Source organism: Amycolatopsis sp. NPDC051371, assembly GCF_040682155.1.
In the GTDB taxonomy this organism is placed as follows: Bacteria; Actinomycetota; Actinomycetes; order Mycobacteriales; family Pseudonocardiaceae; genus Amycolatopsis.
Genome location: NZ_JBFBAG010000010.1, coordinates 204,567 through 219,072, shown reverse-complemented (window position 1 = coordinate 219,072; position 14,506 = coordinate 204,567). Strand labels below are relative to the sequence as shown.

The following is a 14,506-nucleotide window of genomic DNA, read 5'->3' as shown; positions in this document are numbered from 1 at the left end:
GCGCGAGCCGCGTTCAGGATGTTCTCCCGACTGCTCAGTCCGGTTGCGGCCGGCGCGGAGCCGGAGTCCCTCACCATGGCGTCATGATAGGTCCGTCGCGGCGCCACTCCCCCACCGGCCGGAGACGTCAGGCGACGGTCGCGTCGACGGTCACCGGGATGGTGTCACCGGTCGCGGTGAAGTATGGGCAGATCGCGTGGGCGGCTTCGACGAGCCCGTCCGCCGCCGCCTGGTCCACACCGGACAGTTCGACGTGCAGCGCGGAACTAAGCGTGAACCCGCCCTCCGGCGTCGCGTGCACCTGCACCTCGGCGACCACCGTGGAGTCACCGACCCCAGTCTTCCGCCGTGCCGCGACAGTCTTGAGCGCAGAGTGGAGGCGCGAGGCCCAGCCCGCCGCGAACAGCTGCTCCGGGTTGGTCGCGCCGCCGGGGCCACCCATCTCGACCAAACCTGGCGCAGCCGAGTGCGTCCATCTGTAGAGTGATCGATACATACACAACTCCGGACTGAAAGGTGCACCCGTGCCCCGGCATCGCTGGTCCTTCGACGACATCCCCGAGCAGCACGGCCGCACAGCTGTCGTCACCGGCGCCAACACCGGGCTGGGCTTCGCGATCGCCGACGCGCTCGCGCGGCGTGGCGCCGAGGTCGTGCTGGCCTGCCGCAACGAGGAAAAGGCGGCCGCGGCGGCGGAGCGGATCCGGGCCGGCTCGCCCGGCGCCGTCGCGCGCACCCTGCCGCTGGACCTGGCCTCGCTCGCCTCGGTCCGCGCCTCGGCCCGGCGGTTGCACGACGAGCACGACCACCTCGACCTGCTCGTGAACAACGCCGGCGGCTTCCGCGTGCGGTACTCGGTCACCGAGGACGGTTTCGAGTCGACCATCGGCGTCAACCACCTCGGCCCGTTCGCGTTCACCGGGCTGGTACTGGACCTGCTGACCGGCACCCCCGGCTCGCGGGTGGTGACCGTCGGCAGCACCGGGCACCGGCAGGGCACGATCGAGCCGGCCGACCTCGATCCCGAGCCCGGCGCGGGCTACCGGTACCTGTACGCCTACTACCGGGCGAAGCTCGCCAACCTGCTGTTCGCCCACGAACTGGACCACCGGCTGCGAGCGACCGGCGCCCCGACCATCGCGGTGGCCGGGCACCCCGGCCTCGCCCGGACCGACGGCGGTCGCGACATGCCCTGGGTGGTCCGGGCCGCGCTCGACCCCAAGCTGAATCCCCTCGTGCTCAAGCTGACCCAGACCGCGGCGATGGGAGCACTGGGACCGCTGCGGGCCGCCACCGATCCGCACGCCCGCGGCGGCGACTACTACGGGCCACCCGGGCGTGCCCAGCGCACCGGCCACCCCGAACCGGTCGCCGCCATCGAGCCGTCCCACGACGCTGCCCTGCGGCGGCGGCTGTGGGAGGAGTCCGAGCGGCTGACGAACGTCCGTTACCTGCCTCTTCGAATCCCGAAGAGCGAGGCAAGCAGTTGAGCGGGAGCAGCAGGTACTCGAACGGCTGACGCGGATCTGCTGCTCGAGACCACAGTGGACGTACGCGCCGGCTCCGCCTCGTGCCCGCTCCCCTGGCCGCCGGCTCGGCGGTCGTCCTGGAGCGACTGGACGCCCTGCACCGCGGTGCACTCCGCGTGCGCCGAGTAGTCCCTCCTCCGTCAGGCCCGCAGGCAGAAAGGGTGCCCGGCCGGGTCGCGGAACACGCGAAAGCGTTCCGGCCCGGGCTGTCGCGCCTCTTTGGTGGCGCCGAGCCGGATCGCTTCGCGTTCGGTGGTGTCCAAGTCTTCGACGGCGATGTCGAGGTGAAGCTGCTGCGAGCGCTCTGCGGACGGCCAGGTCGGGGGCCGGTGGTCGTCGACCCGGACCGCACCGAGGTGCACCGGGCCGGCCTTGACCGCGCAGAAACCCGGTGTCTCGGCCACTATGTCTCCGTCGAGCAAGCCGGCCCGGAAACGGGCCAGGGCAAGGGGATCGGCGCATTCGAGGTTGATCGCCGCGATGTGGGCCAAGGGTGCACTCGTTTCAGGAAGTCGCGGCGGAGGTCACTGCACGGGGACGAGCGGGCCGTCGAGGAGGCTCCGGTCCCCGTCGGTGCCGTGGGCCAACGCAGCCGACACGTCTTCGTGCGGCGTGCCCGGCCGGACGGCGCTGACCTCGTCCAGCCGCCGGTGGTGCGCCGGGCTCAGCTCGACGTCCAGCGCGTCGAGGTAGCCCTGCAGGTGGGCCGGGGTGCGAGGGCCCACGATGGGGATCATCGACGTCCCGGCCCGCGCGGCGCGATGACGCAGCCAGGCCAGCGCGACCTGGATCGGCCCCGTTCCCGTCTCTTCGGCGACGGCGAGGACCGCGTCGAGCACGGCGGATCCTTCGGTTGCCGAGGACGCGAGCCGGGCACTGAGCCGCCCCTGCTCGCCGCTGCGGTACTTCCCGGTCAGCAGGCCGCCGGCCAGCGGGGAGTACAGGACGACGCCCAGCCCGTGCGCCTCGGCCATCGGGAGGAGCTCCCGCTCCGCGGAGCGTTCGGCCAGGCTGTACTCGGTCTGGATGCCCACCAGCCGCCCGCTCGCCTCCGACCGGACCGCGGCGCCCGCGACCCGCCAGGCCGGGAAGTTCGACAGCCCGCCGTAGCGGATCTTGCCCGCGCGGGCCAGGTCCTCGAACCCGGCGAGGATCTCCGGCACCGGGGTCACGCCGTCGGGGAAGTGCGGCATGAAGACGTCCACGTAGTCGGTCTTCAACCGCCGCAGGCTCTCCTCCAGGGAGCGGATCATGATCTTGCGGCTGTTGCCGGTGGTCCCCGGCCGGACCTGGGCTTGCCTGGTCCCGCTGTACTTGGTGATCACCACGAAGTCGTCGCGCTCACGCCCGAGGAGCTCGCCGAGGACCGTCTCGGCTTCGCCGTTCTGGTAGACGTTCGAGACGTCGAACGTGGTGCCGCCGGCCGCGACGAACGCCTCGAAGATCGCCTTGGCGCCCGCCAGGCCCGCGGCGGTGGGCGCCGAGCCGAAGTTGGCCGTGCCCAGCACGTACTCCGAGACCCGCAAGCCGCTCTGCCGGCCGAATGTCTGATAGCGCACGAAAAACTCCTCGAAGGCACGGGTGGTGGGGTATGGTTCGGACGTTACCACAAAAACGAATGGTCGTTCTTTATGCCGAGAGTCACCCAGGCCCACCTCGACGCGCGCCGTCAGCAGATCATCGACGCGGCCCGCGCCCGCTTCGCCACCCACGGCTTCGCGCGGACGTCCATGACCGACCTCGTCGCGGCCTCGGGCCTGTCCACCGGGGCGATCTACCGGTACTTCAAGGGCAAGGACCAGATCGTCGCCGCCATCTGCGAGCAGGCGAGCCAGGCGCTCCCCACCGAGCTGACGGCCCGGTCCGCGCACGACTTCCTCGAGCACGTCCGCACCCTGGCGCGCGAGGAGGACCACGCCCGGCTGGTCGCCCAGATCTACGCCGAGGCCGCCGTCTCGCCTTCGCTCGCCGCTCTCGTCCGCCGGCAGCTCGACGACCTGCGCACCGCGGTCGCCGCGCTCCTGCCCGAACACGAACCCGCCGACGCGAACCGGATCGCCGAAGCCTTCGTGGCCCTGTGCGACGGCTACAACCAGCAGCTCGCCGTCCGCGGCGACGTCGATCCAGCCCCCTTCGCCGCGGCGCTCGTGGCGATCATCGAATCCTGACGGTGCGCTACGAGGCGATCAGCTCCGCGAAGCGCTCCGGGCTGACGTTCCCGCCGCTGATGATCACCCCGACCCGTCCGGGCGCGGCCACCTGCCCGCTGAGCAGCGCGGCCAGGCCGGTCGCGCCGCTGGGTTCGAGGACGAGCTTCAGGCGTTCGAAGGCGAACCGCATCGCCTCCCGGACGGCGTCGTCGGAGACCAGGGCGATGTCGTCGACGAGGTCCCGGTTGATCGAGAAGGTCAGCTCGCCGGGGATCGAGGCGGCCTGACCGTCGGCGATGGTCCGGGGGACGGGGATCGACACGCGTTCGCCCGCCTCGAGCGAGCGCTTGGTGTCGTCGCCCGCCGCCGGTTCGACGCCGACGACGCGGATGCCGGGCCGCAAGGCTTTCGCGGCCGTCGAGCTGCCCGCGATGAGCCCGCCACCGCCGACCGGGACGACCAGGGTGTCCAGCGGACCGGCGTCTTCGAGCAGCTCCAGCGCCGCGGTGCCCTGGCCGGCGATCACGTGCGGGTGCTCGTACGGCGGGATCAGCGCCAGACCCCGCTCGGCCGCCAGCGCCTCGCCGAGCGCGACCCGGTCGCCGGTGTACCGGTCGTAGGTGACGATCTCGGCGCCGTACCCCCTGGTGGCGTCCACTTTGGACTTCGGGGTGTCCTCGGGCACCAGGATGACCGCGCTGCTCCCGAGTTCCCGGGCGGCCAGCGCGACGGCCTGGGCGTGGTTGCCCGACGAGTACGCGGCAATGCCCTTGGCCAGCTGCTCCGGCGAGAGCCGGGAGGCGGCGTTGTACGCGCCGCGGAACTTGAAGGCCCCGATGCGCTGGAGGTTCTCGCACTTCAGCAGGACTTCGGCGCCGACGAGGTCGTCGAGGGTGCGGGAGCGCACGACCGGCGTCCGGTGGGCGACACCGGCCAGGCGGGCGGCGGCGTCGCGGATGTCGTCGAGGGTCACGGGCGGGGTCATGGCGCTCCTTGCTCGCGGATGTCGGCGAGGTAGTTGTAGGCGGAGGCCCGCGAAATGCCGATCCGGGCGGCGACCTGCGGCACCGCCCGCCGGACCGCGAAAACTCCCCGCTGGTGCAGGCTGCGGAACAGGTCGAGGCGTTCGTCGCGGCTGAGCGCGGCCCAGGGCTTGTTCAGGCGCAGCTGGTGTTCGTCGACGATCGCGTCCACCACCGCGTCGACGTCGTCCCCGAACGTCGTGGTCGGCGCTTCCGCGGTGGTCCCGACGTCGGCGAGCTCGCCCACCAGGGTCCGCAGCTGCCCCAGGGCCGTCACGTCGAGGTTGACGCACAGCGCGCCGAACACCGAGCCGCCGCTGTCGCGCACCAGCATGGTCGAGGACTTCACGAGCTTCCCGGACGCGGTGCGGGTGACGTAGTTCAGCTGGTCCTCCGCGTCGTCCCCCTGCGCCAGCAGGCCCATGCCGATTTCGCTCATCGCCCCGCCGACGCTGCGGTCGGTGACCGACCCGGCGATCGCGACCACCGACGTCTCCGGGCGGCGGAAGTCGTGGACGACGACTTCGCAGAACGAGCCCAGGGTGGCCGCGATGCCGTCGGCCACCGGGGCGAGCGCCGCGAGGATCGCGTCCCGCTCAGACATCGCGCACCCGGGCGAGGGCTTCGACTTCGACGACCCCGCCGTAGGGCAGGGACGCGGCGCCGACACAGCTGCGGGCCGGCCGGGGCTCGGCGAAGAACCGTTCGTAGACGCGGTTGAGGCCGGCGCGGTCGGAGATGTCGGTCAGGTAGGCGACGACCTTCACCACGTCGGTCCGGGTCGCCCCCACCGATCGCAGGGCGTCGTCGAGGTTGGCGAACGCCTGCGCGCACTCGGCCTCGAACCCGCCGGGCACCAGGTCGCCGGTTCCGGTCACGCCGAGCCGCCCGGACACGGTGACGAGGTCGCCGCTTCGGAACGCCGCGGGATAGGGGTGTTCGTTGCTCACCAGACTGACTGTATAGGGGCTGGACGAAACGTCCAGATGATGCCCGTCACGTGGCGGCGGGCGGCCAGTTCCGCAGCGCGGCATCGGCTACGCGCTGGAGGTCCTCCCGCGCCGCGCCACCCGCCGCCTGCACGGCCAAGCCGTTCGCGATCGTCATGACGTAGCGGGCGATCAGCTCCGGATCGGCGTCGGCGGGCAGGTCTCCGCCTTCGACGGCCTGCTGGAACCGGTCGCGCAGGTACGCCTGACCCAGCGCGCGCCACGCGGCCAGGGTGTCGCGCGCGACCTGCCCGGTCGCGCCGACGGCCAGCGCACCCTGCACTCCCAGGCAGCCGGCCGGAAACCCGGGCCGGGTGTTGGCCCGGACCGAGCCGGCGAGGAACCCGGTGGCCACCTCGCGGGCGGTGGGCGCCTGCAGCGCTTCGACGATGTAGGCGCCAGGGCCTTCCGTATAGCGCTGCAACGCCTTCCGGAAGAGATCTTCCTTATTGCCGAAGGCTGCGTACATGCTCTTGCGGGAGATGCCCATCGCCTCGGTCAGGTCGGCGAGGCTGGCCCCGTCGTAGCCCTGCTCCCAGAAGACCACCATGGCCTTCTGGAGCGCCGCCTCGGCGTCGAACGCCCTCGGCCGGCCCGCCTGCGCCTTCGTCACCAACGGATCGTACCGCTTGTGCACCGATCGGTGCACAAGTGCTACGGTCGCATTCGACACCGATCGGTGCCGAATAGCGTGGAGGTCGGAGATGCTCAGGCTCGAAGGCAAGACCGCCGTGGTCACCGGCGGCGGCACCCGAGGGATCGGCCGGGCCACCGCCGCCCGGCTGGCGGCCGAGGGAGCGCACGTGTTCATCACCGGGCGGCGCACGGCCGAGCTGGACGAGGCGGTGCAGGCGATCGGCCGGAACGTGACCGCGGTACCGGGCGACATCACGGACCCGGCCGACCTGGACCGCCTCTACGACGTGGTCGCGGCCCGCGGCCAGGGGCTGGACGTGCTGTTCGCCAACGCGGCCACCGCCTCGTTCGCGACCATCGAGACGATCACCGGCCAGGACCTCGACCAGGTCTTCGGCGTCAACGTCAAGGGCACCGTTTTCACGGTCCAGAAAGCACTTCCGGTGCTGAACGAGGGCGCCTCGGTGATCGTCAACGCTTCCACCGCGGCTGACCGCGGCACCGCGGGGTTCGGCGCCTACGCGGCGTCCAAGGCGGCCCTGCGGACGTTCGTGCGCGCCTGGGCGAACGAGCTCAAGGACCGCGGTATCCGGGTGAACGCCATCTCCCCCGGCCCGACCGACACCTCCGGGATCACCGAACTCGTGGGCGAGGAGAACTCGGCGGCGTTCAAGGCGAACGAAGGCGCCCGGATCGCCATCGGGCGCATCGGGCAGGTGGACGAGGTCGCAGCCGCGGTGGCCTTCCTCGCCTCCGCCGACAGCAGCTTCATGCTCGGCGCCAACGTGTACGTCGACGGTGGCGAGAACCAGATCTGACCGCCGCCGGAAGGGCTCGGCACGATCAGTCGGCGGGAGCCGAGAAACCGCGTAGGGACAGCGAGGAGGGCGCGGGCAGCGTCTCGTTCGCCGCGTCGGCGCGGAAGGCCTGGAGCAGATAGGCGACCAGGCGCCGGGACGCCGCGCCGTCGGCCGGCCGCGCGGTCACGAGACCACCGTGCGCCAGGAAGACCACCACGAGGTCGGAGGGCCGGAAGTCGGTCCGCAGCTTCCCCGCCGCCTGTGCTCGGCGGACCAGGATCGCGAGGCCCTGGTCCGCCCGGCCCCGCGACTCCGCGTGGGCCGCGGCGTCGTCCGGGAAGGCCGCGAGGAACGCGTCCGGAAACCCCCGCTCCTCCCACTGCAGCTCGCAGACCGTCTCGATCAGCCGCCGGAATCCCCGCCACGGGTCCGGATCGGCGAGTGCTTCGGTGAAGGCTCGCGTGCAGGTCTCCATCTGCCGCGTGAACGCGGCCCGCACCAGGGCGTCACGAGCCGGGAAGCGCCGGTACAGGGTCGCGACCCCGACGCCGGCGCGGCGGGCCACGGTCGCCATCGGCGCGTCGATCCCGCGCTCGGCGAAGACCGCGCGGGCGGCGACGAGGATGCGTTCCTGGTTGCGCCGCGCGTCCGCCCGCAGCGCGTGCTGGGCCACTATCCGAGAAGCTGCCTGGGGCATTGTCTCTCACCTCGACCGAACCGGATGATCTCGTCCACTTGCGAGCCTACCGTCGCCTCCAGAGCCCACGACGAAGGTGAGAACGGTGACCGACCGCACGATGAAGGCAGTGCTTTTCGACCGCTACGGCGACCCCGGCGTGCTCTACGTCGCCCGGGTGCCGCGGCCCGCGCCGGCACCGGGCGAGGTATTGGTACGGGTGCGCGCGTTCAGCGTCAACGGCGGTGAACTGGCCGCCCGCGCCGGAAAGCTCCGCCTCCTCACCGGCCGGCGGTTTCCCCGGCGCATCGGGCTGGACTTCACCGGCGAAGTCTCCGCACTCGGTGCCGGGACGACGGCGTTCGCGGCCGGCGACCGCGTGTGGGGTGTCCTGGGGCGCACCTCGGGCTTCGGCAGCGCCGCCGAGTACGTCACCGTGCCGGCCGATCGGCTCGGCCCGGTCCCCGACGGGCTGGACCTGGTGGACGCCGCGGCCTTGCCGGTCGCCACCACGGCGGTGACCGCGCTGCGGGACAAGGCCGCGCTTCGCCCCGGCGAACGGCTGCTCGTCCGGGGGGCGGCGGGCGGCGTCGGGAACGCCGCCGTCCAGCTCGGCCACGCGTACGGAGCCGAAGTCACGGCCTTGGCGCGAGCCGCCAACCTCGACTTCGTCCGCGAGCTCGGCGCCGGCCGGGCGCTCGACCACCGGACCGCCCCGCCCTCGACGCTGGGCCGGTTCGACGTGGTCCTGGACACCGCGGGCACCGACCTGCCGAGCTTCCGGCGGTTGCTGGCGCCGGGTGGCCGCATGGTCACCATCGCCTTCGACCTGACCCGGCCCCTCACCTCGCTGGGCGTCATCGCCGCGAGCGCGGCGCACGGGCGCGGCCGGGTGCGCTTCTTCAGCGGCAATCCCCAGCGGGCGCAGCTGGACGACCTCGCCCGGCACGTCACCGAAGGCAAACTGCGCCCGGCGGTCGACAAGGTGTTCTCCCTGGAGGAGACGGCGGCAGCGCACCGGGCTCTGGAAGCCGGTGGTGTGCGGGGCAAGTACGTCGTCCGGGTCGACTGAGGCGCGCGCGTGCTGCGATCTCCGCCCCCGGGCCCGGCGTCAGTCGCCGAAGGCCGCCCGGGTGGCCGCCGCGCAGGGGTGCGAGAGGTCGTCCGGGACGACGACGCTGCCCGTGATCGTCGTGCGCGGTGCGAGCGGGATCGCCCGCACCCGGGTGGACCTGATCTCCGCCACCTGGTCGGCCGGCAGCATCGTCCAGGCGCGCGGATCCGAGCCGACCTCGACGATCGTGTCCTGGACCGTCCCCATCGGACGGCCCGGGCGCACCGGGACACCCGCTTCCCGCAGCACGGCGACCACGGACGGGTCGGGGACGCGCAGGTCGCCGGCGGCCAGCTCGGCGACGCTCACGACCTCACGACCGGCGGCGGGGTGCCGGGCGGAAACGACCGCGTACAGCGGTTCCGTCCAAGCCGGCAGCACCCGCACGCCGGGAGCCGCGTCCACTCCCCGGGCCAGCGCCAGGTCGATCTCCCCCTGGCGCAACGCGTTCAGGCGATCGGCCTGCGGCAGGTCGACGAGCACGACTTCGAACCCCGGGGACTGCGCCCGCAACGCGTCGATCCCGCGCTCCAGCCGGGCGGTGACCCCGGAAGCCGTGCCGATGCGCATCACCCCGGCGGGACCGGAGGCCGCGCTGCGGACCCGGTCGGCGGCCGCGAGCGCGTCCCGGGCCGCGGCGAGCACCCGGTGCCCGGCCGCGGTCAGCCGGACCCGGCGCGGCGAGCGGTCGAACAGCCGCTCCCCCAGCTCGCGCTCCAGCCGGGCGATCTGCCTGCTGACCGCGGGCTGGGCGATGTGCAGCCGGTCCGCGGCCCGGCCGAAGTGCAGCTCGTCGGCGACCGTGACGAAGTACCGCAAAGCCCGTAGTTCCACCGGCCCTCCCCTGCGACGATGCCTCCAGGTTATCGCTGCGCGTCGGCACTGGCCCTGGTTCACGGCGGGCAGCGGTGCTGGAGTCGAGGCATGAACCTCGATCCCGGTCTGCTCGGCGCCCACCTGCGCGAGCATGAAGTGACCCCGGAAAGCGCCGCGGAAGTAGAGCGGGCCGGCTACGGAACGCTCTGGCTGGACGCCTCGCCGCCCGCCGACCTCGCCTTCGCCGAAGAGCTGCTCGACGCGACCGCGCGGCTGGTCGTCGGCACGAGCGTGGTGAACGTGTGGACGGCTGACGCGGAGACCGTCGCCGCGTCCTACCACCGGATCGAAGGCAGGCACCCCGGCCGCTTGTTGCTGGGTGTCGGGATCGGACACCGCGAAGTCCACGACGAGTACGCCTCGCCGTACGACACGCTCGTGTCCTATTTGGACCGGCTCGCCGGCGCGGGTGTGCCGGCCGATCGGGTCGTGACAGCCGCGCTCGGGCCGAGGATGCTGCGCCTGGCCCGCGACCGCACGGCCGGAACCGTCCCGTGCCTGGTCACCCCGGAGCACACCCGCCGGGCGCGGTCGGTCCTCGGCGCGGGCAAACTGGTGCTGCCCGGCCATTTCGCCCTGGTCGAGCCCGATGCCGGGCGGGCGCGCGCGATCGCCCGGTCGGCGCCGCCCGGGACCGCGCTCGGCGTCACCAACTACGCCGCCAACCTCCGTCGGCTGGGCTTCACCGACGACGACCTGTCCGGCACCGGCAGCGACCGCCTCATCGACGCGCTCGTCGCCCACGGCGACCCGGCCACCGTCGCGACGCGGCTGCTGGCCCACCGGGCGGCGGGCGCGGACCACGTCGGCGTCCATCCCCTCGGCGACGACCCGATCGCCACGCTCCGCGCGGTCGCCCAAGCGGTGGGACCGATCGGAGGTCCGGTGACCGGCTCATGGCGCTGACCGCGGTCCGGCTCGGGCCGGCCAGGGGTCCGCGGGGTTGCACCTGACGTGGCGTCAGGTTCTACGGTCGAGGGGTGAGCGAGCGCAGGTGGAGCATCGGTGAGCTGGCCCGGGCCAGTGGCGTCACGGTGCGCGCGTTGCACCACTACGACCGGATCTGCCTGGTGTCACCGGGCGAACGGACTCCGGCCGGGCACCGCCGGTACGCCGAGGCGGACGTGCGCCGGCTCTACCGGGTGCGGACCTTGTGCGGGATGGGTCTTTCCCTGGACGAAGTGGCCGTCGTGCTCCGGAACGCGGGCGACGACCTCGACTCGCTGCGCGGCCTGCTGACCGCTCAGCTCGCCGACCTCGAGATCCGGGCCGCCCGCATCGAGGAGTCGGCCCAGCGGCTCCGGGGCCTGCTCGCCCGGCTGGCCGAGCCGGCGATGCCGGAACCGGAGCAGTTCCTCGCCACGCTGGAGCCGCTGTCCGTGGACGTCCGCCGGTACCTGTCCGACGCGCAACTCACGACGATCACCGAACAGGCCGCGAAGCTGGGCAGCGGGGCGGTCGAGCGGGCGAAGACCGAGTGGCTCGAAGTGTTCGCCCTGCTTCGGCAGCACCTGCTCGACGGGACACCCGTCGACGATCCGGCGGTGCAGGAGCTGGTCGCCCGCTGGCGGGAGATCGCGGACGCGTTCCGCCCCGGCGACCCCCGGTTCGAAGCCGCGACCACGGCGCTGTGGGACGACAACCGGGCCGGGATGGGCCAGGAGCTCGACCGGCGCATCGGCTGGTCCGGGCCGGGCGGCACCGCCGAGGTCGTCGACTACCTGCGCAAGGCCCGTGCCGCGGGCGAAAGCATCTGCGACGAGAAGGACAGCTGAATGGACCTCGACATCACCGGATGGCTTCAGGAGAACCTCGTCCGGCTGCGGACGATCGAGCCGGACGACGCCGACCACCGCGAGCTCGAGCCGTTGCGCGACATCGTCGGGGACGCTCGGGTCGTCGCCATCGGCGAGAGCACGCACCGGGTGCACGAGTTCTACCAGCTTCGCCACCTGGTGACCCGGTTCCTGGTGACGGAGCTGGGGTTCACCGGGTTCGCGATGGAGTCCGGCTTCCCGGAGGGCTGGGCGGTCCACGACTGGGTGCTCGGCGGTGACGGTGACCTGGACGAGCTGTTGCGCACCGGAATCACTTACCACATGGGAAAGTGCGCGGAGATGCGAGACCAGCTGGTGTGGATGCGCGAGCACAACCGCACCCATGACCGCAAGGTCCGCTTCTACGGCATGGACGTGCCGGACTCCAGCGCGTCCGCCTTGCCCGGCGTCGTGGCCGCCTTGGCACTCCTGGACGACGCGGATCCGGCCTACGCGTCGGCGGCTCGCCGGAACTTGCTGCCGCTGTTCGACTACCTGCCCTCCGATCGGACCGGGCTGGCGTGGGCCGCGCCCGCGATCCACGCCTACCTGGCGCTCGGCGCCGCTCATCGCCACGAGCTGACGTCCCGGATCAGCGAGCTGGCCGAGCGCCTTCAGGCCCTGCGCGTCCCTTACTCCACTGTGGACGCGAACCGGGCCGGCATCGCGCTGCAGTGCGCGGTCACCGCGCGGCACGCGGACGCGTTCCTGGCCACCATGGCGTCCGCGCCGGATCGCACCTACCGGGGCGCCAACGTCCGGGACGCGGCGATGGCCGAGAACGTCGAATGGATCCTCGGCCGGGAGGAGCGCCTCGTCGTCGGGGCGGCCAACGGGCACCTGCAACGCTGGCCGTACCGCGTGCCCCCGATCATCAACGAGGAGCAGGTCATGCTCGGCCAGCACCTGGCCCGCACGCTCGGAAACCGGATGGTGGTCATCGCGACCACTTACAACGGCGGTCGCGTGTTCAGCCACCGGCCGCTGCCCGACGGGCCACCCGGCCACACCGAGGTGTTCTACGAAGACGTCGCCCCCTTCACCGAGCCGGGCAGCCTCGACGGACTGCTCGCGAGCAGCGGTGAGCCGCTCGCCCTGCTCGACCTGCGCGATGTCCCCGAAGACGGGCTGGTGGCCCGCCGCTTCGCCGAGATCGACGGGACCCGGCAGGGGCCGTACAAGCAGCTGGCGAATCCCCTCGTCGCGTTCGATGCCGTCGTCCACATCGACAAGATCACGCCCTGGCAGACCTTCGTCGATTCTCCGGAGGTACGCGGCCGGAAATGAGCGGGACGCATCGGAAAGCACTGCACGTTCACGCCGAGTCCGTCGCTTCGCTGGGCAGCGCCTACGCGGGTCTCGCCGAACGGCATCGTGCCGTGGCGGACGTGGTGTGCCGGGAGAACGAGCCGGTCACCGCCGCGAGCGAATTCGGCGAGTGGATATTCCGGACCGGCGAGCTGGCGGCGGCCGCCGAGCGCCTGCTCGCCCTGGAGATCGGCCTCGCCCGCGGCTTCGGGATCACCTGGGACACCATCGCCGGAGCGCTCGGCGTCAGCCGGCAAGCAGCGTGGAAACGGTTCGCACGCCGATCGTCGGCGGACGCGAACTCTTTCGCAGTGGCAACCATCCCGGATAGCCTGGCGGTTCCACCGCCGAGCAAAGGAGTCTCGTGACTTCAGCAGGGCACGCGCCGGACATTCTGTCACCGGAGTTCGCCGCCGATCCGTACGCCGCTTACGACGTCATGCTCGAACATTCGCCGGTGATCTGGCACGAAGGAATGCAGAGCTACGTCATTTCGCGGTACGACGACGTGTCTCGCGCCTTCAAGGAGAGCGCATTCACCACCGACAACTACGGCTGGCAGCTGGAACCCGTCCACGGCCGGACGATCCTGCAGATGAGCGGCCGGGAACACGCGGTCCGCCGCGCGCTGGTGGCACCGGCGTTCCGGGGCAACGAGCTGGAGCAGAAGTTCCGCCCGGTGATCGAACGGAACTCCGCGCAGCTCATCGACGTCTTCCGCGGCCGCGGCTCGGCCGACATCGTCACCGACTACGCCCGCCACTTCCCGATCAACGTCATCGTCGACATGCTGGGGTTGGACCAGAACGACCACGCCCGGTTCCAGCGCTGGTACAGCGCGATCATCGCCTTCCTCGGCAACCTCAGCCAGGACGAGGACGTCGCCGCGGCCGGGCTGCGGACCCACGACGAACTCGCCGCGTACATGATCCCGATCATCCGGGACCGGCGCGAAAACCCCGGCGACGACCTCCTTTCGGCCCTCTGCGCCGCCGAGGTGGACGGCACCAGCATGAGCGACGAGGACATCAAAGCCTTCTGCAGCCTGCTCCTGGCCGCCGGTGGCGAGACCACGGACAAGGCGATCGCCAGCCTCTTCCGGAACCTGCTGGAGCACCCCGACCAGCTCGACGCCGTGCGCGCCGACCGCGCCCTGGTTCCGAAGGCGTTCGCCGAAACCCTGCGCCACACCCCGCCGGTGCACATGATCATGCGGCAGCCGGCGGAGGCCATCGAGATCGCCGGCGAGACGATCCCCGCCGGCAGCACGGTGACCTGCCTGATCGGCGCGGCGAACCGCGACCCGCGCCGGTTCGCGAACCCCGGCGCGTTCGACATCTTCCGCACGGACCTCCCGACCGAGACCGCGTTCTCGGCGGCGGCGAGCCACCTGTCGTTCGCGCTGGGCCGCCACTTCTGCGTCGGCGCGCTCCTGGCGAAGACCGAGATCGAGGTCGGCGTCAACCAGTTGCTCGACGCGATGCCGGACCTGCGGCTGGCCGAGGGCGCGGCCCCCGCCGAACGCGGCGTGTTCACCCGGGGACCGGCGTCACTGCCGGTGACGTTCACCCCGGCGTAGCCCCGGATCC

Annotated in this window: 18 protein-coding genes; 9 read left to right on the top strand and 9 right to left on the bottom strand. The window is 72.1% G+C overall.

The annotated features are described in order from the left end of the window. Window positions 1–127 precede the first annotated feature (127 nt). Window positions 128–442, bottom strand: a complete 315-nt coding sequence (locus tag AB0M59_RS15785; RefSeq protein ID WP_364614833.1) for an Ohr family peroxiredoxin — start codon at window positions 440–442, stop codon at window positions 128–130. A gap of 82 nt (window positions 443–524) precedes the next feature. Between AB0M59_RS15785 and AB0M59_RS15780 the strand changes: the two genes are divergently transcribed. Beyond that, window positions 525–1,490 carry an oxidoreductase gene (locus AB0M59_RS15780; protein WP_364614830.1) on the top strand — a complete coding sequence of 322 codons (966 nt, stop codon included), beginning with the start codon at window positions 525–527 and terminating at the stop codon, window positions 1,488–1,490. 179 nt (window positions 1,491–1,669) lie between these two features. Here the strand turns inward: AB0M59_RS15780 and AB0M59_RS15775 are convergent, their stop codons facing one another. Beyond that, the gene (locus AB0M59_RS15775) at window positions 1,670–2,020 is read right to left on the bottom strand and encodes a VOC family protein (protein ID WP_364614827.1); all 351 of its coding nucleotides are present in this window, start codon (window positions 2,018–2,020) and stop codon (window positions 1,670–1,672) included. Window positions 2,021–2,053: 33 nt separating this feature from the next. Further along, window positions 2,054–3,088: an aldo/keto reductase gene (locus AB0M59_RS15770; RefSeq protein WP_364614824.1), complete on the bottom strand. Its 1,035-nt coding sequence runs from the start codon at window positions 3,086–3,088 to the stop codon at window positions 2,054–2,056. Between the two features lie 72 nt (window positions 3,089–3,160). Between AB0M59_RS15770 and AB0M59_RS15765 the strand changes: the two genes are divergently transcribed. Next, window positions 3,161–3,697, top strand: a complete 537-nt coding sequence (locus AB0M59_RS15765) for a TetR family transcriptional regulator (protein WP_364614821.1) — start codon at window positions 3,161–3,163, stop codon at window positions 3,695–3,697. Between the two features lie 7 nt (window positions 3,698–3,704). On the opposite strand, the gene AB0M59_RS15760 is transcribed toward AB0M59_RS15765, so the two are convergent. Genes AB0M59_RS15760 through AB0M59_RS15745 form a run of 4 tightly spaced genes read right to left on the bottom strand, consistent with a single transcriptional unit; the run spans window position 3,705 to window position 6,303 of the window. Next, complete coding sequence (locus AB0M59_RS15760; RefSeq protein WP_364614818.1) at window positions 3,705–4,664, bottom strand: pyridoxal-phosphate dependent enzyme; 960 nt, start codon at window positions 4,662–4,664, stop codon at window positions 3,705–3,707. Further along, complete coding sequence (locus AB0M59_RS15755) at window positions 4,661–5,305, bottom strand: PAS domain-containing protein (RefSeq protein WP_364614815.1); 645 nt, start codon at window positions 5,303–5,305, stop codon at window positions 4,661–4,663. The genes AB0M59_RS15760 and AB0M59_RS15755 overlap by 4 nt, the downstream gene beginning before the upstream one ends. Further along, complete coding sequence (locus AB0M59_RS15750) at window positions 5,298–5,651, bottom strand: Rid family hydrolase (protein ID WP_364614812.1); 354 nt, start codon at window positions 5,649–5,651, stop codon at window positions 5,298–5,300. The genes AB0M59_RS15755 and AB0M59_RS15750 overlap by 8 nt, the downstream gene beginning before the upstream one ends. A 46-nt stretch (window positions 5,652–5,697) precedes the next feature. Then, window positions 5,698–6,303, bottom strand: a complete 606-nt coding sequence (locus AB0M59_RS15745; RefSeq protein WP_364614810.1) for a TetR/AcrR family transcriptional regulator — start codon at window positions 6,301–6,303, stop codon at window positions 5,698–5,700. 91 nt (window positions 6,304–6,394) lie between these two features. On the opposite strand from AB0M59_RS15745, the gene AB0M59_RS15740 reads away from it, so the two are divergent. Continuing rightward, entirely contained in the window at window positions 6,395–7,144 is a 750-nt protein-coding gene (locus AB0M59_RS15740) for an SDR family oxidoreductase (protein WP_364614807.1), read from the top strand. A 25-nt stretch (window positions 7,145–7,169) separates the two neighbouring features. Here the strand turns inward: AB0M59_RS15740 and AB0M59_RS15735 are convergent, their stop codons facing one another. Continuing rightward, a complete protein-coding gene (locus AB0M59_RS15735; protein ID WP_364614804.1) occupies window positions 7,170–7,823 on the bottom strand; it encodes a helix-turn-helix domain-containing protein in 654 nt (217 codons plus the stop codon). 85 nt (window positions 7,824–7,908) lie between these two features. Here AB0M59_RS15735 and AB0M59_RS15730 point away from each other — a divergent pair, with 85 nt between their 5' ends. Further along, window positions 7,909–8,874 (top strand): NAD(P)-dependent alcohol dehydrogenase, encoded by a 966-nt coding sequence (locus AB0M59_RS15730; protein ID WP_364614801.1) that lies wholly within the window; start codon window positions 7,909–7,911, stop codon window positions 8,872–8,874. 39 nt (window positions 8,875–8,913) lie between these two features. Here AB0M59_RS15730 and AB0M59_RS15725 read toward each other — a convergent pair whose 3' ends face one another. Beyond that, window positions 8,914–9,750: a LysR family transcriptional regulator gene (locus AB0M59_RS15725; protein WP_364614798.1), complete on the bottom strand. Its 837-nt coding sequence runs from the start codon at window positions 9,748–9,750 to the stop codon at window positions 8,914–8,916. Between the two features lie 90 nt (window positions 9,751–9,840). On the opposite strand from AB0M59_RS15725, the gene AB0M59_RS15720 reads away from it, so the two are divergent. From AB0M59_RS15720 to AB0M59_RS15700, 5 genes are all read left to right on the top strand, one after another. Further along, a complete protein-coding gene (locus AB0M59_RS15720; RefSeq protein ID WP_364614795.1) occupies window positions 9,841–10,698 on the top strand; it encodes a TIGR03620 family F420-dependent LLM class oxidoreductase in 858 nt (285 codons plus the stop codon). Between the two features lie 74 nt (window positions 10,699–10,772). Beyond that, window positions 10,773–11,567, top strand: coding sequence for a MerR family transcriptional regulator (locus AB0M59_RS15715; RefSeq protein ID WP_364614792.1), 795 nt, complete (start codon window positions 10,773–10,775; stop codon window positions 11,565–11,567). Beyond that, window positions 11,568–12,896: an erythromycin esterase family protein gene (locus AB0M59_RS15710; protein ID WP_364614789.1), complete on the top strand. Its 1,329-nt coding sequence runs from the start codon at window positions 11,568–11,570 to the stop codon at window positions 12,894–12,896. After that, on the top strand, window positions 12,893–13,285 hold the full coding sequence (locus tag AB0M59_RS15705; protein WP_364614786.1) for a hypothetical protein: 393 nt from the start codon (window positions 12,893–12,895) through the stop codon (window positions 13,283–13,285). Before AB0M59_RS15710 ends, AB0M59_RS15705 begins: the two co-directional genes overlap by 4 nt. Further along, window positions 13,282–14,496, top strand: a complete 1,215-nt coding sequence (locus tag AB0M59_RS15700; RefSeq protein ID WP_364614783.1) for a cytochrome P450 — start codon at window positions 13,282–13,284, stop codon at window positions 14,494–14,496. Before AB0M59_RS15705 ends, AB0M59_RS15700 begins: the two co-directional genes overlap by 4 nt. Window positions 14,497–14,506 lie beyond the last annotated feature (10 nt).

Excerpts from the sequence above, each read along its gene's own strand:
- AB0M59_RS15760 (WP_364614818.1), bottom strand. The coding sequence starts at position 4,664 with ATGACCCCGCCCGTGACCCTCGACGACATCCGCGACGCCGCCGCCCGC.
- AB0M59_RS15735 (WP_364614804.1), bottom strand. The coding sequence starts at position 7,823 with ATGCCCCAGGCAGCTTCTCGGATAGTGGCCCAGCACGCGCTGCGGGCG.
- AB0M59_RS15720 (WP_364614795.1), top strand. The coding sequence starts at position 9,841 with ATGAACCTCGATCCCGGTCTGCTCGGCGCCCACCTGCGCGAGCATGAA.
- AB0M59_RS15705 (WP_364614786.1), top strand. The coding sequence starts at position 12,893 with ATGAGCGGGACGCATCGGAAAGCACTGCACGTTCACGCCGAGTCCGTC.
- AB0M59_RS15710 (WP_364614789.1), top strand. The coding sequence starts at position 11,568 with ATGGACCTCGACATCACCGGATGGCTTCAGGAGAACCTCGTCCGGCTG.
- AB0M59_RS15755 (WP_364614815.1), bottom strand. The coding sequence starts at position 5,305 with ATGTCTGAGCGGGACGCGATCCTCGCGGCGCTCGCCCCGGTGGCCGAC.
- AB0M59_RS15740 (WP_364614807.1), top strand. The coding sequence starts at position 6,395 with ATGCTCAGGCTCGAAGGCAAGACCGCCGTGGTCACCGGCGGCGGCACC.
- AB0M59_RS15765 (WP_364614821.1), top strand. The coding sequence starts at position 3,161 with ATGCCGAGAGTCACCCAGGCCCACCTCGACGCGCGCCGTCAGCAGATC.
- AB0M59_RS15785 (WP_364614833.1), bottom strand. The coding sequence starts at position 442 with ATGGGTGGCCCCGGCGGCGCGACCAACCCGGAGCAGCTGTTCGCGGCG.